Raw genomic sequence first — 22,980 nt, 5'->3', positions numbered from 1 at the left:
GGAGTTCGCGGGTGTCACGTCGGGAAGAATCGATGAGCGTGGTTCCACAATGTTTCACGTGAAACATTCGGGTCGTGCTCGGATCGGGCGGTACACGAATCGCCTAGTTTCCCTACGACGATGAAAAACTGACTAGGCTACGGGGCACAATGTAATTGGGCCACTAGAGGCCTGTAACCCTCACTATTTAATAATTTCCTCATAATCGACGATCGATCGACGAACCTGCACTCGGTGGTCCCCCGGGCTCCGGCGCAGATTCTCCACAACGATAAGGATGAACGTCATGGCAGAAGCCAAACGCAAGAGTGGCCTCGGTAAAGGACTCGCCTCCTTGATCCCCACGGGACCGGCAAAACCACAGATTGGCAACGACGCAGCCGACGTCATCTTTGGGGCAAACCGAGGTAGTAACAGCGCTCCGGAACCGTCCTGGTACTCCCTGACGAAAAGCCCGCGCCGCGGTCAGAACGTGAACCCCTCAGGAGACGGCACGAAATCGGACAATGCCACGTCGTCTGAGGATACAGATGGCCAGACGGGTAGTAGTGCGAAGAACGGTAAGAGTGCCGATAATAAGGGCACTACCTCGGCGGATACTCATCACGGTCGAACGAAAGCGGGACTGCCCAAAAACCGGTCAAGCTTAGGACAACGCGCTGCCGCGGAGAGAAAAGAGGCCGCACGCGATAGGAACCGGACCGCATCGTCGACCGCGAAAAAGGGAAAGAATCAGGGAGTCACTGATTCTGCAGCAACAGCAGGCGCAGCAGCCGCCCAAGCTGAAGGGCAGAGCGAAAATACGTCGCAGGAACCGCTCATCAGCGACGAGACCGCAACATATCGCGAGCTCCCGATCAACGCGATCATCAGGAACGAGAAGAATCCGCGCCAGGACTTCGACCAAGAAGCACTGCGTGAATTAGCCCATTCGATCCGTGAGTTCGGTCTCCTCCAGCCCATCGTCGTGCGTCAGGCGTCGGAACCCGGGAAATTTGAACTCATCATGGGCGAACGCCGCCTGCGTGCCGCTCAATTAGCAGATCTAGAAGCTATCCCCTCTATCGTTCGCGAAGCCGACGATGACACCATGCTGAGGGATGCGCTGTTGGAAAATATCCACCGTGTGCAGCTCAACCCCTTGGAGGAAGGCGCGGCCTACCAGCAGCTCCTCGAGGAATTTGGCGTCACCCAGGCACAGTTAGCCACACGGCTCGGTCGTTCCCGGCCAGTTATTTCAAACACCATTCGTCTTCTCCAACTTCCGCTACCCGTGCAACGTCGAGTAGCTGCAGGAGTGTTGTCCGCAGGCCATGCTCGCGCTCTCATGGGAGTAACGCAGGGTCCTGATGCTCAAATCAAGCTCGCTGAACGCATTGTGGCGGAAGGCCTGTCGGTGCGTGCGACAGAGGAAGCTGTCACCCTTATCAATCGAGGAGAGAACGAGCCTAAAAAGAAGGAGCCGCGTGCTCCCCGCCCGCAGCCCGAAAAAATGACTCACTGGGCAGACACGTTCGGCGATTACTTGGATACCAACGTGAAAGTGCAGATGGGCGCGAAGAAAGGCAAGATTGTTGTCGAGTTCGCGGGTATGGAGGACTTCGACCGCATTATCGCAATGCTAAAGACCCAGGAACCCAGGAACGGCGCAGATAGTGCCCCGCACTCCCCTAGTGGACATCACGATGCTTCTCGTACGGAGGAAGAACGCCACTAGACCCATGCGAATAGTTGTACATCCGCTCACCCTTGACACCCTGGGGGACCTGGCCGGGACAGCTGCGACCAACACTTTTTGGACAACCCAGCCGGGCACACAAAGTCACGATGACACCGCGTCGCAGTCCCCAGGACCAGCTGCTCAACCGAGAAGCGTGGATTCCGGGAACCCTCGGCTGGATAAAGAATTGTGGATGCACAACACCCTCACCACGTGGGGGCCCTGCGCCTTCACCGCGTACGTGACGTCTGGAGCAAACGCGGACTTAGCCGTCCCTGCTGCCACCGTGGTCTTTGCACCACCCGCCAGCCTTCCCGGACGCCTAGCTTTCCCAACAGGGCCAGTCAGCGATGATGCAGTGCTCATCTCTACGGTCCATGTGCCACCGCCTTACCAGGGACTCTTTCTAGAACAACGACTTATCGACGCGGCCGTCGACGAACTATCACGTCGTGGGGTGAGAGCTGTGGAGTGTTTTGCGGTTCGCCCTACCGCGTCACCAGCCGATAAGGCTACCAGTCCGCTTATTCCCCGCCATGCTCCGATCCTGTGTTCCGATGTGCTGGAAGAGCGCGGTTTTGAGGTCGCCGCCGACGATCCGGCTTTCCCGCGATACCGGATGGAGCTCCCTGACACGGGAAACCTTTTCGCAGCCGTCGAAGAGAGTCTGTGGGAAGCGACTGTCACCATCAGATTCCGGATCAAAGTCGGCATGGGAGCTCACTAGTACGGCACAGAGTTGAGTAGATGGAGTTGGACGCCCATTGAGGCTTCGGCTTCACGTACCTCCCCATACCCAAAAGATAAGGACCACGATTGAAGGCAAGTACTAAAAACCGAAACTAAATGACACCCCTTTTGCATTATGATATTTGTATGCGTATCCGTCTCACTGATGACCAATTAGCCACTTACGTCGCTGAGGCGGAAGACGGTTACGACGTCGATAGGCTCATCACTCGTGGTTGCGGCTACCCTGGCCAAGGCATCCGACCCACCCACGTCGTAACGGTGCATCTGACAGCTGCGGAGCTAACTGAACTCGATCAGCGAGCTGATCGAGTTCATATGAACCGCTCTGCGGCCATTCGTTACGCCATCACCCATTCACAACCCGAGGCATGAGGTATATCCTCTCGGCGACTAAGCAGGGGGTTCGATCCGCACGCCCGTTTTCTTGAAACCGTCGTGGTTGTCGCGAATGACGGGGAACGAGTCACTCACCAATGTCATAAAGATTCGACTTACCCGTGGGAACGTTACGAAGTATTGAAAACAGTTGTAACCAGCACTCGGAAAAGGATGGATACTATGACCTACACCGCGGATATCACCCGCGAGGGAAAGAACTGGCTAGCCACCGTAACCAACCTCGATGGGGTCTCCACGTGGGCTCCTAATTTCAGGCAACTCGATTTTTACGTCCGTGAGGCTATCGCGCTGGCCGAGGGCCTGCCTGACGGTGCTGAAGACAAACTAGAAATTACCTGGCATATGACAGACGGGTGTCCCCGCCCATTTACGTCACCGTGGCTAAAACGGTTAGCTCTGCGTCGTTAACCTTGTGACTCGAGTTCGAGCAGTTCTGAGAAGGTAAAGGTCCCCGTCGGCTGATCATCATTATCAGCAAGGTACAATCGCTTCACCGCGATCAACATGGCCTCCGTGATGACATCACGGTAGTTCGGGTCCACCAGCACCGCAGTATCGTGCGGATTGGAAAGATAGCCCAAAACGATCTCAACCGTCGGCATGGACGTGAGGCGCAATACATCCCACGTACGCGCATGGTTACGGCAGTTCTGCAGCGGAGTCCGGGCTACGATTTCACGCTGAATATAGCCCGACAATAATTCACCGGTGATCGACGAATGGCCACGCGGGGAGCCGAAATAAAACGACGCGCACCCCTCCGCCCGTTCGTTGTGATACCAATCACACCGTAGACTGATGACTAAATCCGCACCGAAAGCATTAGCGATATCGGCCCGCTCCGAATCAGTCGAATTAGTCTGACGGGGCCTCGAAATAATCGTCTCGATACCCGTTGCGACCATGCGACCCTCGAGTCGCGTCGCGATGTCCCACAAAATCTCTTCTTCGGTCAGCTCACCATAAGGGCCACGCACCACATGACCAGGCGTGGAAAGCCCCAGCCCCGGATCAATGACAATGCGCTTACCTGACAACTGCGGGCCTGCAGCGCGAACGGTCTCGCGCTCTTGGATAGCCGCGCGTGAACCACCGGTAATGCTCCGCCCCAGATAAGACAGCGCTTTCATTGTATCCGGTCCACAGACACCGTCGACGGTAAGTCCATAATCACGCTGATAGTTTTTCAGCGCACTATAGGTGTCACGGGAAAACTGCCCATCGATCTGAGAGGAATAGAATCCAAGTTCCTGCAGGTGAGACTGCAGTTGAGCAACATCGTCACCCTGCATCGGTGATGACGGGTCATACAGCAGAACGCGAGCCCCCAGCGAATAGGTGGCCTCGCGCAAGAGGCGAAGAGTGTGGTCGTTGATAACCCCGTCAGCAAGAACGCCTCGCTGCTGCTGAAATGCTCGCAGCGCAGACTGGAGTTCATAGTCAAAGTCATCGTCGCCATCAGCCCACTGGTCGGTGCTGGTGTGCTCCGACACCGGGTGCTTAAGAAGACCAACCTTCGTGAGGATCGTGCGAACCTCCGCGACGCGAGGGCTCTTATCCCCCACTTGCAGGTTTTCCTCCACGATCGTCTCAGCCCCTTTAACCCAATTTCTGCCGTTAGAACAATGTCAGTGAGTCAGTCTATCAGTGAACAGTGTTGTGTTAGTGAATAGAGTTAAAGAAGTTTCTCAAGTGCGGTAGTGATGTGCGATTTGGGGTGCGCCCCGTGAATTTCTTCAACTTTCTTGCCGTCCTTGAACAGCAACATCGTCGGGATGGACATGACCTGGAACATGGAGGCCAAGGGTGCGTTCTCGTCAACGTTGACCTTGGCGATCACGGCTTTGCCGTCGTATTCATCGGCGATCTCTTCCAGGACGGGGTTCATTGTCCGACACGGACCACACCAGGTTGCCCAGAAATCGACGAGAACAGGCTTGTCGGAGTCCACGACGGTGGAACGGAACGAGTCCGTGGTGACGTTTACTGGGGAAGTCATGGGGGTGTGAAATCCTTTCCGGCTGGAGTTAATTCCGACTGGAATTAGTGATGTAGGTACAAGCGTTGGTTCGAAGGTTTTATGCGACCCTCTATCTACGTAGAACGCTCTATGTATGTAGAACGCGGGATGCACGTTTTCTATTCACTATCCCGCATATGTGGTGTCCTAAGGGTGTGGTGAGGGTCCGCAGTCATCTTATCCGCGCAGGTCAACAAGGTAATGTTCGACGTCGAGCGCCGCGCGACAACCCGATCCAGCAGCAGTAATGGCCTGCTGGTAGTGGCTATCGACGACGTCGCCGGCGGCGAATACTCCCGGAATCGACGTCCGCGTGGAGGGCTCCTGGACCAGGATGTATCCCTTATCGTCCGTGTCGATGACATCCCGAACCATCTCAGAACGGGGGTCATGCCCGATGGCGACAAACAGTGCCGACGCAGTCAGCGTGCGCTGCTCACCCGTCTGAGTGTCTTCGAGAATGAGGTGGTCGACGGGACCGTCGCCGCACACTTCGGTGACGACGGCGTTCATCTCGAAATTAATCTTCGGATTGTCCTTCGCGCGCTGAACCATGATGTTTGAGGCGCGGAATTCGCCACGTCGGTGAACGATGGTGACCGAGGAACCAAACTTGGTGAGGAAGTCTGCCTCCTCCATGGCGGAGTCCCCTCCCCCGACGACAACGATGGGTTTGTCTTTGAAGAAGAAGCCGTCGCAGGTGGCGCAGGCGGAGACGCCGAGACCCAGGTGTTCTTGTTCACCCTTGACGCCAAGGTAGCGAGGGGCTGCACCCGTCGCGATAATGACTGCTCGCGCTTGGTATTCCTCCCCCTCGGACCGGACGATCTTGATGTCGCCGGTCAGGTCCATGCTCTCGACCATGTCCTGTTTGAGTTCAGCGCCGAAGCGCTCGGCCTGCTGGCGCATCTCCTCCATGAGTGACGGGCCCATAATTCCATCGTGGAAGCCTGGGTAATTTTCGACCTCGGTGGTCTGCATGAGTAGACCACCGTATTCGATGCCTTCGAACACAAGGGGCTTGAGATTTGCCCGAGCAGCATAAATGGCTGCGGTGTAGCCGGCAGGGCCAGATCCGACAATGATGACATCGTGAACACTCATGCGAGCAATGCTACATGGCATGTCAAAGCCTAACCTGTCCTCTCCCCGTGACTCAGGGTCGAGCGGAAGAGGACGCTCGATTCCCCCTGAGAACACGTGTGCTCTACGACGACAATGCGCAATGGCGCACCAAGGATGAGCAGCTGAGATTTGGTGCGGGGCGATGCCGGATGGGCTGTTGTTTCAGCTGGCTGGGCAGTTTCGACGGGAGCGGCCCCGAGCACCGGCGAATGAGCCATGTTGATCGTGGACAAGCATTGCGCGACGGGAACATCGAGATTGCTGAGGTCTGTTGACCCCGTGAAAGCTTTCTTCGCCGCTGCTTGTTGCTCACTTGTCATAGCAATTAAGTCCACGTTGGACCGCTTGGTGCTAGGTGGTTGTGAGTGTGGAGTAACCGCGGTGTTTGAGTGTGTCGCGGTCGAGCGATTCGCGTCCGAGTGAGCTGAATTCGAGTTAGGCGTGGATGTTTTTCCGAACAGGCCTGGAATGAAGAACGACGATCCCACGCCACCCACGATCAGCACCACTACTGCAGCCATTCGCCACCAGGAGTATCGAGTGGGGAAAGGAATCACTTCACCCGATCCGTCAGCCACTGCCGCGACGTCGGGCGAATCCTCGCCCAGCTCGTCGTCGGAAGACAATAAATGGGAGACCAAAAAGTCCAGGTCATCGTCGGAAAGATCAGAGACGGTAGGTGGAAGGGGTGGCCAAGCCGAAGGGTCCGGCTCATGAGAAAACGTAGGCATGACACACTCCAGTGGTTTCAACAGGTGGGCGGTTAGTGAATTAGACGCGCAATCGGGCTGCAGGTTCCCCGCAGGTCAGCGTGGGTTTTGGGAGGCTGGGACGTACGGCAGCGCTATAAGGCAACCGTTGGGTACAACAGCTCCTGGCGTTGCGGATCGTGCTCCGGATCAGTCACAACTCTTCACTCAACGCACTTCGAAGAGCTTGCCTTGCTCGTGAGCACCGCGACTTCACGGTCCCTGGCGAGATATCCAGCTTCGCCGCCGTCTCCTTCACCGAGAACCCGTAGAGATCAACAAGCAAAAACGTCGTCCGGAACGGCTCGTCCAGGCCGGACAGCGCGGTCTTTAACGCGGCTCGCAACCCGCCTTCATTGGCGCGAAAGAACTCCGCGGGAAGTGTGGCGTCGTCAAGAACGACCATCCGAGCATTCCCCCGTCGACGGAGATAGTCCTTCGCCGTATTCACCGCGATCCGGTGGAGCCACGTGCCCGGGGCACAGCGCCCGCGAAACATCGTGGCCGCGCGTTGAGCCTTGAACAGCGTGTCCTGCCACAGATCGTCGACGTCCTCCGGGCAATCCACCCAGCGCGAAATGGCGAAGCGGATCGATTTTTCGTGACGACGAGCCAGCACCGCCATCGCATCCGCCTGACCTGCGCTGACCGCGGCGAAGAGCTCTCGGTCGCTCATCGTTTCCAGTTCGCGGGGACGGGTGCGTCGTGAGTCATAACCGCGGTCAGGGCCGTCATCGGCATGAGTGTTCGCCGCGTGAGTATCTGCTGTGCGGCGAATATCTACAACAGGACGATCTTCGCTACGAGAGCCGTCAGCATCCCCCAGCGCGACAGTATTCTGAGATTGATCTGGCAGCGGACCGTCCCCCGACGAAATCCGCGCCCTCCCCCCGATGAGCACCACACTAGATTCTCATATCCGGCGCCCGATGTCACCACCCGGCGCGGTATGGAGGCCCGACAGACCCCACATGTAGGCGCAACATGTAGACTCCGGGCGCCAGAGCCACCCGAGGCCTACGTCGTCACCCCTGGTAGCGAACAGATCACGCTACCGATCACGCCACAGCGTGGGCCGCCGCCCGTGCCATCGACCGCGCCGTCGTCGGCTTCACCGTGCTGGACTGGGGCTTATCCACCACGCCAGTCACGCCGATCTCCGAGATCTCCGCAGCATCCGGGACCGGCAAGGCCGTAATCCAGACCAATACATACTGCGTGTGGGCGGGAACCGTCGACGCCGAGCCCTCCGCGCCCGGCGCGGCAGATTGCCGTGCAGCCTTGGGAATATCAATCGTTGTGGAACCATCCTCAAGGTCGGCCGACGCCAGTTCCGTTGTCTCGTCCACGGTCGCGGGCGTCGCAGAACCAGCGGCACGAATTTCCACGTGCGTCCCGCTCTTCGCGCCATCGATACGCAGCGAGGTTACCGTCGCGGGTTCCGGCAACGTCATCATGATTCCCATGCCGGACTTCACCGACGTGGCGGAGGAGCCCAACTGCGCCTGGTACTCATCCGAACGCCACTCCGTCGTCCCATTTCCGTCGATAACCAAAGGAACCATGTCGGGGTTATCAGGAGTCCCGCGGCCATTCTCCGGAGCCCAGTACGCGGCCGCTGTCGGGGTAATCGCTTTCGCACCATCGCCCTGAGTGATCGACGAACCAGCGCGCCCCAACGAACCCGAGTTCAAAGGCCCATTATCGCTGCGGTTGATCTTGCCCACCACATACGTCGCGATCAACGCAGCTGCCAAAACGACAACAATGGCCAGCGCGCCGATGCCCGCAATGCCCGTGGGCCGGCGCGATGCCTCACCGAAACCAGGGCGAGCCTCAGGGTTCGGGGTGGACTCGTCGGCAGCATGAAGCTCCGCATCGCCCAAACCGGTACGACGCAGCCGATCCGCCAGCGTCTCCGCATCCGCCGACCGGGCGTGCAACGCCTCATCCTGGAGCTCCGCGATTTCCGTCGGAACTGGATTTACATTCTCCAGCAGCAAGCTCAGGGCAACGCCGACGCCGTGCACATCCTGGCCGTATGAGTTATGCGGCATAACCCCAGGGAAAGCCAGTACGGCCTCACCCGACGAACTAATCCGCAAGCGGTCACGGTGGTCAATCCCCAACGCCGTGTCCAGGCGATGCGCCGTCACCGCCGCCTCAGCCAGACCGGCACACGCAAATGCCGCGGCATACGGATCCGGACGCCCTTGACCAACAGCCGCCAATGCGGAACCCGGGGTCCAATCCGCCACCACAATCGCACCCGCAGAGTCGCGGATAATGTGGCGGATCTGCGCCAGACCAGCACATTTCGCCTCGTAGAGGGCAGAGGTGCGGTCAATAATACGGTCCGTGGTATCGCGCGCCGTGCGGTAATCGTCGATACCCGGAATGCGCATGGTATCGATGATCGTCAGCGCGACTTCCCTGCCCGACGCCTGCTCGCGGGCATGCCACAAGCGCATGGCATTCGTGCCGCCATGGTCGGCCAACAAGCGGTAGCGACCATTCGCGACGGCCGCGCCCGGCACGAGCTTAGGCCCGCGCACAAACCCCGCCGACATCGGAGGCAGACCAGGCGACGCCGTCGACAAGGCGGTCACGTTGTACGTATCCGCAGCATCGGCCGCGTTGGGAACACCGACCATGTCTTCCGGCGCGGACTGCCGCACCGATACGAACCGACGTAGCCCCGGAATGCGCGCCAACGCCCGGCCGAAAATCGCGATCTCCTCCAGGCCAGACTTCGCCAGGATCAAGCCCGCAACGGCCACCAAAACGATGCCGTCCAAACCAGTGCGCATCAAGGTGGCCAACTTCGGGAACTGCATGAGCCAATCGCCGCGCAGCAGCAGATCCAGCAGCCAGCCGGCGAGAGCACCGGCCAAGGACGCGGCGAGCACCCACGTCGTCGACTGCATAACTTCACGGCCACGCAAAGAACCCAAGGACCGATGCAGCAAGACCGCGCCGACGATCGCACCCGTGATGAAGCCGAACCCGTTGGCAGCCGCCAACAACACGACGACGAAATCAGAGCGCGTGGCCAGGAACGGCGCCAAGTAGGACAGAATGACCTTGGTCAGGGTGATCGCGATGATGATGAACGTCGGAGTCCACGCCTGCTCGCGGGCATAGAACACGCGCAAGTGCAGAAGAACAATCGAGTACGGAACCAGGGTGAACGCACCGAAACTCAGCGTCCACCCCAACGTTTCCGCCGACGTCGCGTCGAAACGACCCCATGCGAACAGGGCGCTCGAAATGGTCGTGCCAAATACCGTGAAATAGACGATGACCGGGATCAACGCCATCAGCGTGATCTTCGTGGCCATCGTTAAATCACGGACAACGCCCTGATTGTCCCCATCGGCGGCGTTGCGTGACAAACGCGGCATAATCGCCGTCAACAACGTCACACCGATCACGCCATAAGGCACCTGCAGCAACAACCAATGCTGCTGGTAGATGAACAGCGCACCCGGATCGGCCGCCGACGCAATACGGTTGGTGAAGAAATACCCTGCCTGGGAAATGGCGACATAAACGACGATCGCCAAACCCATGCCGGCGAACTGCTTGACTCGATCGTCAATGCCCCACAGCGGGCGAAGATCGACCCCGGCCATCCGGAGATACGGGAACAGCATGAGCGCCTGAACTACGACACCTACCGTCGTGCCCGCGCCCAACAAAAGGATGTGAGGATCGGTGATCGCCACGTGCTGGGTTGGGTCCAATGACCCCGGAAGGAACCAGTACGCCAGAAGGACGATCAGCACAATAACGTTATTGATCACCGGAGCCCACGCGCCGGGACCGAAAATCCCCTTCGTGTTCAGCACCGCCATGAGCAGCGCAAAGAGGCCGTAGAACAGGATTTGCGGCAACAGGAGATAGGCAAAAACCGTCGCCATTGTGACATTGACTTTGCCGTTCGCGTCCAAGGACAACTGCACAAGCCACGGCGCCCCGAGGACGGCGAGCACGGTCACACCAACTAACAGTGCCGACGCGACCGTTAGCAAGCGTCGAATGAATGCGGCACCGTGGTCCGCGTCCTCTTTCTCTGCGCGCACGAGCACGGGAATGACGAGCGACGTCAAAATCGCGCCCAGAACGATTTCAGTAATGAGGTTCGGCAGAGTGTTCGCACTGGTGTAGGCCGACGCGACCCCAGCACCCATCGTGGAGCCGATGAGGAGGTTACGGAAGAACCCCGTGATGCGGGACAGCAACGTGGCGACGGCCATCGTCCCGCCGGCCCGGACAACCTCGGTGTCGGTACTCGTGGGTGGCTTGTCTTCACCATCACTGGTGCCTGCCGGGGACGATGTGTCCCCACTTCCACCCTGGCCCTGGTTAGGCTTCACCGCGGTGGCCGTCGCCGTCGATGACGAGGCGCGATCGGCGGATGCTTCTGTGCTTCCCCGTGCTCCTTGCTCACCGGACCTGTCGGCGCGTGGCCGCTCGCTGAGCGCGGAGAGGTCGGGGCCAGACTGCTGGGTCGGTTTCTTCCTCGGCTCCGGTACTGGAGCAGGGGGCCTGGGGGTGACGATCCGGCCACGTTGTCCAGCACGTGCCCGAGGTGACGCCGCGGTATGACGCGGTTGGTGCCCGGGCTGCTCTGGGGAGCTTGGGTTCTCGTCGGTTGAACTCACCTTGCCCATTGTTGCCGACTTGCTTAACGAAGTGGAATCGACATGCCCGTTAGCGCTGTGAATTGGGAATACTGAGGCGGTGGGGTGGCACTTAGTGCGGGAAAAACAGGGAGTTCATCGGGCAGATCGTAACGCAGGCACCCTACATGCGTGTTCGCCGTTCCCGCAGGATAAGGCCGATTCCGGCGATCGTAACCAGGATTCCCCCCACAGTCAGAACACCTTTCCAGGAGATACCTGGGGCAGATTGAATGGCGACTGTGGTGGGTTCAGACAGCGCCTGATTATGGTCGCCGGCTAGCCACAGTTTGAGTTTCGTTTGTTTACTCCGTGCCGCAATATCAGCATGTACCTGGAGAGTCACTGAACCACGGGCAGGCAATGTTTGTTTCAGCTCGTCGAGCTGAACGTTCGATGGGCCTTGCCATTGGAGCGACGCCTTGACCGGGAGCGGTAAACCATTCCGAGCCACGATCAAGATGGGTGATGAATCCGACGTTCGCGTGTACACATTGCCCGGCGGGACGAGCTTCACCGAGGTCAAAAGGTTGTGAAGCATCGCCTGGCTTTTGTCCAACAGCGTGTCCGAATACTGAGTGACAGTGTCGTATTTCTTCTCACTCCGTCGGCCGTCGTCAGTGAGTGCCCGAAGGAGATCTGTACGCAATGGCGCCGTGAAGTTAAACCGTGTGAGCTCAATCCGGTCATCATTACTCATCATGGTGGTCAGCCGTGTGATCGACGACGCCTGCGTCGCCACCCGATGTACATCGTCGCTGCTTACCGCGCCGGGATCCTCATACGGGCGGTTCACGCTCCCCGTGGAATGTGGGGTTTGGGATGTGATGGCGGAGAGCGCGGTGGGTGTGGCCTCCCCGCCGAGGAGTGTGCCAACCGCGTCTAAAAATGCGGTGGCGTCCTCGCTACTGGCGGTCCACTGCGCGGGGGGCGTGGCAAGGACGGGCGTGCGCGATTGAATCGTCTGCCACATGACGGCAATGGCGTCCTGCATTCGCGCGTGCGAGGAATCAAGCGTCTCTTGATAGCGCGTCAGCGGTGTGGAATACGCCGCCGTCTCCGGAGTCCCCCCGGTTGCCGCAAGGGTGGCGCCCACATCCGCATTAAACGGAATGGCTGTCACACCGTGGCCAACGTCGACAAGTTTGTTTTCCCACGCGGATTGGTCATGTGCGGCTGAGTCATCGTCGCGGGAACGGACCGCAGAGTCCCCACCAGCGGAATCATCCTTGTCAGAGGACGAACCATCGCCCGCTGTCGTATCAGACTTGTCCCCCTTGTCCGTTTCAGTGCTGGTAGACAGCGAGTTATCCGCGACAAGCGTCGTAACATGCGGATCCCGAGGAGGCCACGAGGCTGGCCGCACTGTATTCGTCGACGCCTCGTCAGACGTGAGAGTAACCGGATTGACCTGCGGTTCCTCACTAGTGGGGGTGCCGGCAGATTTATCGGTATTGGCCACGCCCTCCTCGAATTGCGAGTTCAGATCGATGGGCTCCCCATTGGTATAGGCGTTGGCTAACGACGGTATGGCGTCTTGGTTGAGGTACCCCACGCCGGGAATGGCGATGTTGCTGAGCGTGCTTGTGCCAAGAATGGCTTGAATGTTCGTATCCCCGGTTGAGAGCGTTTGCGCAGCTAGCCAAGGATCCTTGGTGGCTGCGACAGCATTAAGATTGGCCCCCGAGGTGGGCAGCGACACGACACATCCCCCGGATGCCGTATCTTTGAGTTTCTTCAGCCACCTCTCGGCATCGCCCGTGCCCTTGCCATCGCGCGTCTTCGTTCCCTTGGAGGATCCCCAACTATCCCGCAAGCGAGTTGTTTCGCTCACGGCGCTCGGCCGCTCATTGGTCACCGAGTACCCGTGAGTCATTCTCTCCACAGTGGTGAGCAGGTCGGGGTCAATGGCCAGGCAGCTCGCCTCTTTAATGCCGTTATTCTTGCTGGCTGCGTTGGCATAGGCCGACAACAGGCCGTCGAGCCGACCTCCCCGAGCAAGCTCATGGGCGAGCGTTTCGTCGCTCAGCAGGAGGGGAGCTGAGTCAGGAGCTTCACCAGTTTCACCAGGGACGATGGCCGAACGGCTGGCAAGCGGCCACAAAAAAGTAAGCGGTACAGGCTGATTCTCACTGGCCTGTTTATTGTCGCTGTCCGATTTGGCCTTATCCCGGACGGGGAGCAAGAACCTGGACGAACCCTCATATGACCCCGACTGAGCACTGATCACGATGGGGTAGGTCCCCGGATCAGTGATGCCCAACGGCGTGGCTTTGCCATTCCCCTCCGTGATCGGAAGATCAAAAGTCAGAGTGGTGGACTCACCCGGTTTGAGAGTGACAGCGGAGTTATCACCCGAGGACGCGGTGGTTTTACTGTTCTTGGCCGACGTGCTTTTCTTGCCCGATTCGCGTGCCGACGTCGACCCCGTGGATTGCGAATCATTGGCTTGATCGTGGTCGACAGACCCGTTGATCAGATCGTGATTAAAGACATCTTTATTATCCGCCAGCCGGAGACGGGCAGATGCGGTGTCGACGACGGCGTCGGAACGCGACAAAGAATACGTAATCGAGTCGAGCGTGCTTGATGTTGAGTTCGTCAGCTTCACCGTGAACGCAACGTGCCCGTCGATTGTGGCGATCGTCGGGTTGATCTGGGAAATCGAGACATCAATATCGTTCTTGGAGTGGCCATCCCGCGCCGAAGGGTTGGTCCATTGTGTCGATTCCGCAGCCTGAGCCGTAGGGCCCTGATGTCCTGCGTCGGTCAGCGTCGCCGGGAGGATTCCGACGGCACAAGCTACAGCACTAGCGCTGCATATGCCGAGGATGCGTGTTCTCCACGGTTTCACCATGGCGTCATCCTCCCCTCCGCATGGGCTTGACGTGCCAGATCCGGCAGAATCTCGTGCGCGCGCCGGGCCAATTTCCGTTCATCCCCGTAGGCTAGCCGCTCCACGAGCTCAGAGGCAGGAGCCCATGTGACCTCGGTGACTTCAGGATCATCATCATTAAATATGCCGTCAACATATTCCAACAGATGGTGATGGACCGTTTTATGGATGCGGATACCGTCGGACACGAACCAATAATCAATGGTTCCCAGGTCCTCGAAGACGCGCCCGGTGAGCCCGGTTTCTTCCCACACTTCACGCTCGGCGGTGGTGGTATGGTCTTCGCCCTGCTCAACGTGGCCTTTGGGGATGGACCACAGGAGCCGCCCACGCCGGTCAAGCCGCCCGATCAGGCATACATAAATGCGATCCATATTCACGATCCCGGCATCGTCCACAGCTTCAGCTAATCCAGAGACGACGAGTCCGCCGGCGGAGGTTTCCTCCGAGGTAGGCATGTACACCGAAGCGAGTGCGCGGGATTTATTGCGTCGCGAGTTTCGGGACGCCCCCCGGCCGGAGCGCTGGTCACGTGGCCTACCAGGCCTCGAGCGCTTCCTACCGTTGCGCGAGCTGTTTCGTCGCGACGTCGTCGAACGCTTCTGATGTGGCTTATTTTTATCCGTCGACGAGCCACTGCCCTGGTTGTGGTTACCCTTCTTCTTGTCGCCACCCTGGCGGTTATTTTTCGAGCTAGAGGTGCTGCGTCGGCGTCGGCCCCCGTTTGTGCGCCGCGTGCGCCGTGGCGATCCGCCGCCCCCCGTGTGGCCAGCGTCGGACGAGTCTTGGCTCGCTGACTGTGGCCGTGTGCTCCTACTCATTCTTTTCAGGATAGAGGCCGACGAACCCATGTGGGTAGATAGGCCAGTCACATTGCGCGTTCCCTGTGGATAAATGGTCACGTGTGGATAACTCGCGTCATAACGATCGGTGGGGACTAGACATGCCTTGACGACCGGTACGATATCTGACATGGCTGGTTCGTCCTCACTCTCCCATTCGCGTCCGTCCGATTCGAACTCCTCGCATGACACGTCCGTTATGGAGGCAGAATATTTGGCACGCGCGCACAGAGACTTAGCCTCCTTAGTCCCCGTGATGACACCGCTTGCCCAGGCTTTTAATGATGATGATTGCGACCTCTATTTGGTCGGTGGTTCCGTCCGAGATGCTCTTTTAGGGCGTTTGAGCAGTGATCTTGACTTTACGACGAATGCCAGGCCGCATGATATCCATCGGCTGTTAGAGAGCACATGCGATGCCGTGTGGGATACGGGCATCGACTACGGCACAGTTTCGGGCCAACGCAGCGGCCAAGATATAGAGGTGACGACGTTTCGCGCCGACACCTATGACGGCGAATCACGAAACCCCGAGGTCACCTTTGGTGATTCTTTAGACAAGGACCTAACCCGCAGGGATTTCACCGTCAACGCGATGGCTGTCGAGGTCCGTGGCGACGGTTCGCAGGTGTTTCACGACCCGCTTCATGGATTAACTGACCTCGTCCGCGGTTATCTTGATACACCGGACGATCCGGCGATTTCGTTTCACGACGACCCCCTCCGCATGCTCCGGGCCTGCCGTTTTGTGTCCCAACTGGGGTTGCGCGTTGCTCCACGTGTGCGTGAGGCCATGGAGAGGATGGCGGGGGACATCCAGCGGATCACAGCGGAGCGAATCCACGCTGAGCTGGACAAATTAATCCTCGGGGACCACCCGACCGACGGGATTGAACTCATGGTGGACACCGGTTTGGCGGACTACATCATTCCCGAAATCCCTGCTATGCGCATGACCCGTGACGAGCACATGCAGCACAAGGATGTGTATGCCCATTCGCTGCAGGTGCTGCGCCAAGCTATTGATCGTGAACCGGATGGCCCGGACTTAGTCCTGCGGTGGGCGGCGCTGCTCCACGACTGCGGAAAACCCAGCACGCGGGCCCCGAAACCCGGCGGAGGCGTCACGTTTTATCACCACGATGTGGTGGGGGCGAAAATGGCCCGCAAACGCTTCAGGGCATTGAAATACAGTAAGCAGTTCATCAAAGACGTCTCGGGATTGATCTACCTGCACCAGCGCTTCCATGGCTATACCGAAAAAGCGTGGAATGATTCCGCTGTTCGCCGCTATGTGACCGATGCGGGGCCCCTTTTGCCCCGGCTTCACCGGCTCGTACGGGCGGACTGCACAACCAGGAACCAGGCGAAAGCCCGTCGTTTACAACGCTTGTATGACGATCTTGAACGTCGTATTGAGGAGATTCAGCATAAAGAGGATCTCGCGCGCATCCGTCCGGATCTTGACGGGAACGACATTATGACGATCCTAGATATTGAACCAGGACCGATGGTAGGAAAAGCCTGGAAGCACATGAAAGATGTTCGCCTGGATCAGGGGCCTTTAGAGCGCGAAGACGCCATCCTAGAGCTGAAGAAATGGTGGACTGAGGAACAGGAGTCAGAGGAGCAACATTCATGAGTGATATCTACAGTGATCGCCTGTTCAATGGGCTGAGTAAAACACCGCCTGAGGCGGGAATGTTGCTGGTCTCTGCACCCGGAATGGTATCTGCAGAGCTGACTCGCTCCGTCATCTTCCTTCTCGACGTTGGCCCCGACGGTGCCGTCGGCGTTGATCTGACAGAACGCACAGAGATGGCAACACAGAACGTCCTGCCGCAGTGGACGCCGCTCATTACCGCACCTCAGGTGATTTATCTCGGCGGCCCGGTGGGTCACAACACTGTTCTCGCCGTCGGGGTAGCGAAGCCGGATACCGTCATCGGCGACACCACGTTGTTCTCCACCACGGCGCACCGATTTGTGACGGTGAATTTAGACGCCGACCCCGACGAGGTGAAAGGGAAACTGCACGGTCTACGCATGTTCGGCGGGTACGCCGGGTGGGGGCCAGGCCAACTTAATGCCGAAATTGAGCGCGGAAACTGGTACGTGGCGCCGGCACTGACCGAAGACGTCCTCGCCCCCGCCAATGTCGATGTGTGGGGGCAGGTGATGCGTCGGCAAGAGCAACCACTCCCCCTCTTCGCGACCTACCCTATCGATCCGAACGAGAATTAAACCGAGAATTAACCGTCACCTCGCGCCCGTAGAGAACACGTTATGGACACACCACCACACCGCGGATCACCGCAGAACACCCCCGCACACGGCGGTTCTTTAGGCCCCGACATCCGGCAAGGTCTAGCTGAAACCTGGGCAATTGGGCTGGGACTGATTCCGCTCGGACTTTCCTTCGGCCTTCTGGTCGTCCAATCAGGTTTTGCTTGGTGGTGGGCACCAATTTTGTCCACCATCATTTACGCGGGATCCATGGAGTTCCTGGCCATCAGCTTGATCAGTAGCGGGATTGGGCTGTTTTCTGCTGGGTTAACAGCATTGATGGTGAATTTCCGTCACGCGTTCTACGGCTTGACCTTCCCTCGTCACGCAATTAAAAGCCGCGCCTGGCGCGCCTACTCCACCTATGCCTTGACGGATGAGTCCTATGCCATCGCATCGACGTCCATGGCGAAGAACAGCTCGATCAGCGGCGTCCACGTCCTGACAATCCAAGTCGTTGTGCAAGCCCTCTGGTTGGCGTCGGGAATAGTTGGTGCTCTCGTCGGTCAGTACATTCCCACCATCGACGGGATGTCCTTCGCTCTCGTCGCTCTGTTCATTGTGCTCACCATGGAGTCATTTTCCGCGAATCCCGACTGGTCGCTGCCTGGCCTTGCCTTGATCTGCGCGGCCGTCGGATGGCTTGTGTCGGAGCAATCTCTCATGGTTATCGGGCTGGGACTTTATCTTGCTGTGCTCCTCGTGAGGTTTTGGTCCCCGACCGTCGACGAAACCCTCACGCTGCGGTCCGGCCGTGGCCACTCCGACCCTACCGACGGTGAAGGGGGAACTGCACAATGAATCACACGCTGGCTTATGGCGATTATGGGTTGCCCGAAGGGGTGTCACTGTCCCACACGCTCGCGATGCTGTGCGTGATCGGTGTTGTCACCGTTGCCCTGCGCGCGTTTCCATTTCCGTTTATTGCGCGTTTGCGGGGATCGGATTTCGTGGCCCATCTCAGCCGAACCATGCCCGTGGGTGTAACCATGGTGCTCATTGTCTACACCGCTGTGGAAACCTCGCATGACAGGGGCGGGTGGTGGCCTGTCCTCGTCGCTATTGCGGGAACGTGCCTGCTTCATGCGTGGCGGCACAGCGTGACGCTCTCCATTTTCGGCGGAACCGCACTCTACGTTTTGTTGCTCAACGTTGTGGCGTAGCGACGTTTGTCCTGGCCGATTCGTTTAACTGGCGTGTTCGTCCAGCTGGCGCGCGTATCGGCTCGCGCGCACAGAGCACACCATCAGCTGAATCTGGTGGAACACCATCAGCGGCAAAATGATCACCGCAGCGCTCTGGGGGAAAATGACGGCGGCCATGGGGAGGCCCGTCGCTAAGGACTTTTTAGTCCCGCAGAACTGAATGGCCACGCGGTCGCCGTAATCGAAGCCGAAACGGCTCGCGGCGGTCCAGGTCAACCACAGCATCAGCTCGACCAAAATAAGGGACAGCAGGACGACGATCACCAGCTGCCACCACGCAATCGACGTCCATACGCCCAACACGATTCCCTCCGAGAACGCCCCGTATACCACGAAAGCGATGGACAGCCGGTCCACATTCTTCGTCACCGGGCTTGCCGACATTTTCGCGATCGGACGCCACAAACGTGCAATCTGGCCAAGCATGAATGGCACAAGTAGCTGCAGCGCAACGTCGATAAACACGCTGCCGGACACGTGGAAACCCGACCCCGACATGAAGAACATCACGAGAACAGGTGTGATTACGACACCTAACAGATTCGACGTCGACGCGCTGACGATGGCGCCCGCCACGTTTCCCCTGGCAACGGACGTGAACGCCACCGAGGACTGGACCGTCGACGGCACGAGACAGAGGAACAAAAAACCGGCATAAAGGTTGTGGCCCACCAGGTGCTGAAGTGGGAAGAGAGCGATACCGATGATCGGGAAGACGACGTAGGTAAAAGCCAGAATGAGGGTGTGAAGACGCCAGTGCTTGAGGCCCTCGAAAGCCTCGGCGGGTGAGAGGCGCGCGCCGTAGAGGAAAAACAGAAATGCAATTGCCCCGGTGGTGACGGTATCCCACGCGCTGGCGAAAGACCCGCGAGCAGGGAAAAGAATGGCGATCGTCACTGCTGAGAGGATCATGACGATCAACGGATCGGGCCGCCAGGAGGCAATTTTGCGAATATTCACGTCACTATTCTAAAAACCTTCACGCTGGGGCGGGGGCATGTAGGAAAATCACTACTACCGCTGGAGAGAACAGTCTCGGTGTTTAAGGGGCTACTACCTGCGTAAAAGGTGGCGAAAGAGGTGATTCGTCTAGGTCTCTCAGGTCTACGCCACGCGTGCCCAGGAAGTCGCGCGTGAAACTCCATCACACTTTTAAACGAAAAATAATTAGCGAGTGGAAACCGTTGTGTTATTATCTCGCTCACAAGCTTTTCAGTACAAAAGTAAATCTTGAGATGATAAGGAGCTGCGTGGTGCGAAGTAGCTTCATGCCTGTGGACATTTCGGCACAGGACGTCGAGCTGTCGACAAAAAAGGGCCCGGTGTACGGGCCATTAAGTTTCACTGTCCAACCGGGAGAAACGGTCGCGCTCGTCGCCGGCCAGTCCAACGGACTGTCGAGCCTGCTACTCACCTTGGTGGGCCGCATGAAGCCCTCGGGCGGAACAGTCACCGTGGGTGGAATCACCATTCCCCAACACATGCGGAAAGTCCAGAAGATCGCGACATTCGCTGGTTTCGACGACCTGGATGATTTGGATCCCGCACTGACCATCGCGGAAACAGCCTATGAGCGGATCTCACTCGAATCGCCGATTATTGCTCGTCGGCCCGGGTGGGAGGGCGACCACATGACGTCATGCCTCCACGCAGCTTTTGGAACCGAGCCCCCCGGGTCCGACGTTCCCATCGAAGACCTCACGGTGTTGGGTCAGGCGCAGGCGAGGCTTTTCGTCGCGCTCGTGTGTCGGCCCTCCGTGATCAGCTATAACGATGTCGATTCCCTCCGCAATCCGAACGACCAGGCTGCGCTCTGGGAATCGTTGCAACGTGCCTCCGCTCTAGGAATCACGATCGTCGCGAATACCGCGAACGTCGGCGCCATCCCTGACGGCGTCCGACAGATCTTCGCCGAGCGCCCCGACAATCGGGATGAAAACCGTGTTGTCGACGAGTCCGCCGATGAATCTGCCGATCGATCCGCCGATCAATTCGCGAATGAGGAAACGCGCGTTGATATCCCCCGCTCCCCCACGGACCCTATAACCACGACCCGCCACCGAGCGGGCAGCACACCTGCTTATCAGCACACCCATGCTCTCGCCGCCGAGGAGGCCAACCATGGCGAATAACAAGCCCAACCACAGTAAAGACGCGGGTTCCTCGCCTGCTCGGCCGAAACGGCGGGGCCTCACCGCGCGAGGGAAAGGCGCGTCCGCCTACCGCGAACGCATCATGCCGCGCATGTTGATCGGGCGGAACTCGGAAATCCACCGCCTGCGCATTTTCCCCGTCGCGCTCGCCATTCTGGCAACCATCCCGCTGCTCGTCGGCGCGTTCTTCCTTTGGGCCAACCAGAATCCGACGGAAAACCTCAGCGACATGAAGGTCGCCGTCGTTAATAATGACCGTCCGGCAGAAAAGGACGGTCAGCCGGTCAATGTTGGCCCGGAAATCATTCAGAATGTTAAGGCCAACCCCACCTTCGATTGGCAATTCCCCTCAGAATCGGAGGCCAGGAAGGGGCTGGAGGACGGTAAGTACTTCGCTACCGTCGCTATTCCTCAGGATTTTTCCTCGTCCGTGGCGTCCATTGGTACGCAGAATCCGCACCAGGCTGTGCTGAACTTCGACTATAACGACGCGAATGGTAAATCGGCGTCCGTCCTGTTGAAAGCCGCAGCTGAGCGTCTGCACTCGACGATTAATGAGTCGATCACCAACACGGCCAGCGCCAAGGTGTTTTCGTCGCTTAACGAAATCCATGAGGGAATGGGTAAGGCTGCCGACGGTTCCGGCCAGTTGGCTAATGGTGCGAAGACCGCCAATAACGGTGCGACTCAGCTGGATAACGGCGCCAGTAAGCTTCTCAACGGATCGTCGCAGTTGAAGGACGGTGCTGGGACGCTCACGTCGAAACTGGGTGAAGCTCACGCTGGTGCAAAGAAGTTGGATGATGGATCGGCGCAACTCCAAGCGGGTGCGCAACAGCTCACCGACAAGTTAGGTCTTGCCCACGAGAAATCGACGGAACTTGTGAGCGGTGCTCAACAGGTCGCCGACGGTAACGCAAAGCTGGCGCAGGGCAATGCTCAACTAGCCGCCGGGCTCGATGAGATGAAAGGGAAGTTGGCCGCGATAGAGGGAATCCCCGGAATCAGCCAGCTGCCTCAGGTGCGACAACTTCTCGACGGCGTTAATCAGGCAAATTCGGCAGCTCACCAGCTCGCCGACGGTGCTCAGAAGGCCTCCGATGGTTCCCGACGTGTGGCCGACGGCAGCACCCAGATCAGCGGCGCCCTCCAGCAATTCCAGGATGGTAGCCAGACCATCGCGTCGAAGTTGGGTGAAGCGCACGCTGGTGCAGGACAGCTCAGCAGCGGCCTGAGCCAGTTGCAAAGTGGTGCGAGCCGGCTCCAGGATGGTGCAACCACGCTGAATAATGGCCAGAAAGACCTGAAGAACGGAACGACGCAGCTAGCCGGAGGAACCGGGAAGCTGTCAGAGGGTGCGGGCACGCTGCACGATAGCCTGGCGTCCTCGCAGGACCGCGTACCAGCATTTACGACGCAGATGGTCGCGCACAACGCGGACACCTTGGCTGGTCCGTCGGAACTGAATGAAAGCTGGGTACACAAGGTGTCGTCGATGGGCGAAGGCCTTGCCCCGTTCCTGGCTGGTTTCGGAATTTTCTTGGGTGGATTGTTCGTGTGGCAGGTTGTTCGTCCGCTCCCCAGACGGAACCTGGCTGCGTCGGTCTCCTCGCTGCGGTTGGCTATTCGAACCACCACTCCAGCACTGTTGATCAGCGTTCTGCAGGTCGCGCTGCTGGTTGGTATCAGCTGGTTCACGCTGGATATTCGCCCTCAAAACCTCCTCGCCTGGACTGCTCTCATGTTACTGGGCGGCTTCGGATTCTTGATCTTCCAGCAAGCTCTGATTATCTGGTTCGGTGAAGGAAAGGGGCAGTTGTTGGGCATCGTTGCTTTGGTGGTGCAGCTCGCGTCCGCGGGCGGGCTGTACCCCATCGAAACCTCGCCCAAGTTCTTCCAGATACTCCACCCATTCATGCCATTTAGTTGGCTCATCGAAGGGATGAGACAAGCTGGGGTCGGTGAATTGAATGCTCAATTCTGGAACTCCGCGCTCGTGCTGGCCTTCGTTGCGGTGCTGACCATGGTGTTCCTGGTCTGGGGAGTATCCCGCAAGCGGGTGTACACGATGTCTACCCTGCATCCGGCCGTGGTGTAAGGGGTAGCGGGGCGAGGGACTAACTCTCACCCCAGCGCTGTAATCCTCC

At 58.6% G+C, this 22,980-nt stretch carries 19 protein-coding genes; 10 read left to right on the top strand and 9 right to left on the bottom strand.

What is annotated here, in order from left to right:
• Positions 1 to 286: 286 nt before the first annotated feature.
• The 4 genes from CKROP_RS10365 to CKROP_RS10350 all read left to right on the top strand — a co-directional run bounded on the left by CKROP_RS10365 (position 287) and on the right by CKROP_RS10350 (position 3,280).
• The gene (locus CKROP_RS10365) at positions 287 to 1,717 is read left to right on the top strand and encodes a ParB/RepB/Spo0J family partition protein (RefSeq protein ID WP_012732697.1); all 1,431 of its coding nucleotides are present in this window, start codon (positions 287 to 289) and stop codon (positions 1,715 to 1,717) included.
• Between the two features lie 4 nt (positions 1,718 to 1,721).
• Complete coding sequence (locus CKROP_RS10360) at positions 1,722 to 2,447, top strand: hypothetical protein (protein WP_052292433.1); 726 nt, start codon at positions 1,722 to 1,724, stop codon at positions 2,445 to 2,447.
• A 149-nt stretch (positions 2,448 to 2,596) separates the two neighbouring features.
• The gene (locus CKROP_RS10355; RefSeq protein WP_041628959.1) at positions 2,597 to 2,845 is read left to right on the top strand and encodes a ribbon-helix-helix protein, CopG family; all 249 of its coding nucleotides are present in this window, start codon (positions 2,597 to 2,599) and stop codon (positions 2,843 to 2,845) included.
• A gap of 186 nt (positions 2,846 to 3,031) precedes the next feature.
• Entirely contained in the window at positions 3,032 to 3,280 is a 249-nt protein-coding gene (locus CKROP_RS10350) for a hypothetical protein (RefSeq protein ID WP_012732695.1), read from the top strand.
• Here the strand turns inward: CKROP_RS10350 and CKROP_RS10345 are convergent.
• The 8 genes from CKROP_RS10345 to CKROP_RS11235 all read right to left on the bottom strand — a co-directional run bounded on the left by CKROP_RS10345 (position 3,277) and on the right by CKROP_RS11235 (position 15,168).
• Positions 3,277 to 4,455: an N-acetylmuramoyl-L-alanine amidase gene (locus CKROP_RS10345; RefSeq protein ID WP_012732694.1), complete on the bottom strand. Its 1,179-nt coding sequence runs from the start codon at positions 4,453 to 4,455 to the stop codon at positions 3,277 to 3,279. The genes CKROP_RS10350 and CKROP_RS10345 overlap by 4 nt on opposite strands.
• Before the next feature lie 92 nt (positions 4,456 to 4,547).
• Complete coding sequence (gene trxA, locus CKROP_RS10340) at positions 4,548 to 4,871, bottom strand: thioredoxin (protein ID WP_012732693.1); 324 nt, start codon at positions 4,869 to 4,871, stop codon at positions 4,548 to 4,550.
• A gap of 198 nt (positions 4,872 to 5,069) precedes the next feature.
• The gene (trxB, locus tag CKROP_RS10335; protein WP_041628958.1) at positions 5,070 to 5,996 is read right to left on the bottom strand and encodes a thioredoxin-disulfide reductase; all 927 of its coding nucleotides are present in this window, start codon (positions 5,994 to 5,996) and stop codon (positions 5,070 to 5,072) included.
• Between the two features lie 29 nt (positions 5,997 to 6,025).
• Positions 6,026 to 6,748 (bottom strand): hypothetical protein, encoded by a 723-nt coding sequence (locus CKROP_RS10330; RefSeq protein WP_012732691.1) that lies wholly within the window; start codon positions 6,746 to 6,748, stop codon positions 6,026 to 6,028.
• Between the two features lie 172 nt (positions 6,749 to 6,920).
• The gene (locus tag CKROP_RS10995) at positions 6,921 to 7,670 is read right to left on the bottom strand and encodes an RNA polymerase sigma factor (RefSeq protein ID WP_012732690.1); all 750 of its coding nucleotides are present in this window, start codon (positions 7,668 to 7,670) and stop codon (positions 6,921 to 6,923) included.
• Positions 7,671 to 7,824: 154 nt separating this feature from the next.
• On the bottom strand, positions 7,825 to 11,433 hold the full coding sequence (locus tag CKROP_RS10320) for a murein biosynthesis integral membrane protein MurJ (RefSeq protein WP_193339729.1): 3,609 nt from the start codon (positions 11,431 to 11,433) through the stop codon (positions 7,825 to 7,827).
• A gap of 142 nt (positions 11,434 to 11,575) precedes the next feature.
• Complete coding sequence (locus tag CKROP_RS10315; RefSeq protein WP_012732688.1) at positions 11,576 to 14,308, bottom strand: hypothetical protein; 2,733 nt, start codon at positions 14,306 to 14,308, stop codon at positions 11,576 to 11,578.
• Positions 14,302 to 15,168, bottom strand: a complete 867-nt coding sequence (locus CKROP_RS11235; RefSeq protein WP_081429502.1) for an NUDIX hydrolase — start codon at positions 15,166 to 15,168, stop codon at positions 14,302 to 14,304. Before CKROP_RS11235 ends, CKROP_RS10315 begins: the two co-directional genes overlap by 7 nt.
• Before the next feature lie 151 nt (positions 15,169 to 15,319).
• Between CKROP_RS11235 and CKROP_RS10305 the strand changes: the two genes are divergently transcribed.
• Genes CKROP_RS10305 through CKROP_RS10290 form a run of 4 tightly spaced genes read left to right on the top strand, consistent with a single transcriptional unit; the run spans position 15,320 to position 18,638 of the window.
• Positions 15,320 to 16,831 (top strand): CCA tRNA nucleotidyltransferase, encoded by a 1,512-nt coding sequence (locus tag CKROP_RS10305; RefSeq protein WP_081429458.1) that lies wholly within the window; start codon positions 15,320 to 15,322, stop codon positions 16,829 to 16,831.
• On the top strand, positions 16,828 to 17,433 hold the full coding sequence (locus CKROP_RS10300) for a YqgE/AlgH family protein (RefSeq protein ID WP_012732686.1): 606 nt from the start codon (positions 16,828 to 16,830) through the stop codon (positions 17,431 to 17,433). Before CKROP_RS10305 ends, CKROP_RS10300 begins: the two co-directional genes overlap by 4 nt.
• 42 nt (positions 17,434 to 17,475) lie before the next feature.
• Complete coding sequence (locus tag CKROP_RS10295) at positions 17,476 to 18,276, top strand: AzlC family ABC transporter permease (protein ID WP_012732685.1); 801 nt, start codon at positions 17,476 to 17,478, stop codon at positions 18,274 to 18,276.
• On the top strand, positions 18,273 to 18,638 hold the full coding sequence (locus CKROP_RS10290; protein ID WP_012732684.1) for a branched-chain amino acid transporter permease: 366 nt from the start codon (positions 18,273 to 18,275) through the stop codon (positions 18,636 to 18,638). The genes CKROP_RS10295 and CKROP_RS10290 overlap by 4 nt, the downstream gene beginning before the upstream one ends.
• Positions 18,639 to 18,662: 24 nt before the next feature.
• Here the strand turns inward: CKROP_RS10290 and CKROP_RS10285 are convergent, their stop codons facing one another.
• Positions 18,663 to 19,640 carry a bile acid:sodium symporter family protein gene (locus tag CKROP_RS10285; protein ID WP_012732683.1) on the bottom strand — a complete coding sequence of 326 codons (978 nt, stop codon included), beginning with the start codon at positions 19,638 to 19,640 and terminating at the stop codon, positions 18,663 to 18,665.
• Between the two features lie 290 nt (positions 19,641 to 19,930).
• On the opposite strand from CKROP_RS10285, the gene CKROP_RS10990 reads away from it, so the two are divergent.
• The gene (locus CKROP_RS10990) at positions 19,931 to 20,812 is read left to right on the top strand and encodes an ATP-binding cassette domain-containing protein (protein ID WP_012732682.1); all 882 of its coding nucleotides are present in this window, start codon (positions 19,931 to 19,933) and stop codon (positions 20,810 to 20,812) included.
• Entirely contained in the window at positions 20,802 to 22,931 is a 2,130-nt protein-coding gene (locus CKROP_RS10275; RefSeq protein WP_012732681.1) for a YhgE/Pip domain-containing protein, read from the top strand. The genes CKROP_RS10990 and CKROP_RS10275 overlap by 11 nt, the downstream gene beginning before the upstream one ends.
• Positions 22,932 to 22,980 lie beyond the last annotated feature (49 nt).

Source organism: Corynebacterium kroppenstedtii DSM 44385 (assembly GCF_000023145.1).
Taxonomy (GTDB): domain Bacteria; phylum Actinomycetota; class Actinomycetes; order Mycobacteriales; family Mycobacteriaceae; genus Corynebacterium; species Corynebacterium kroppenstedtii.
This window is presented reverse-complemented; position numbering and strand designations above follow the sequence as displayed.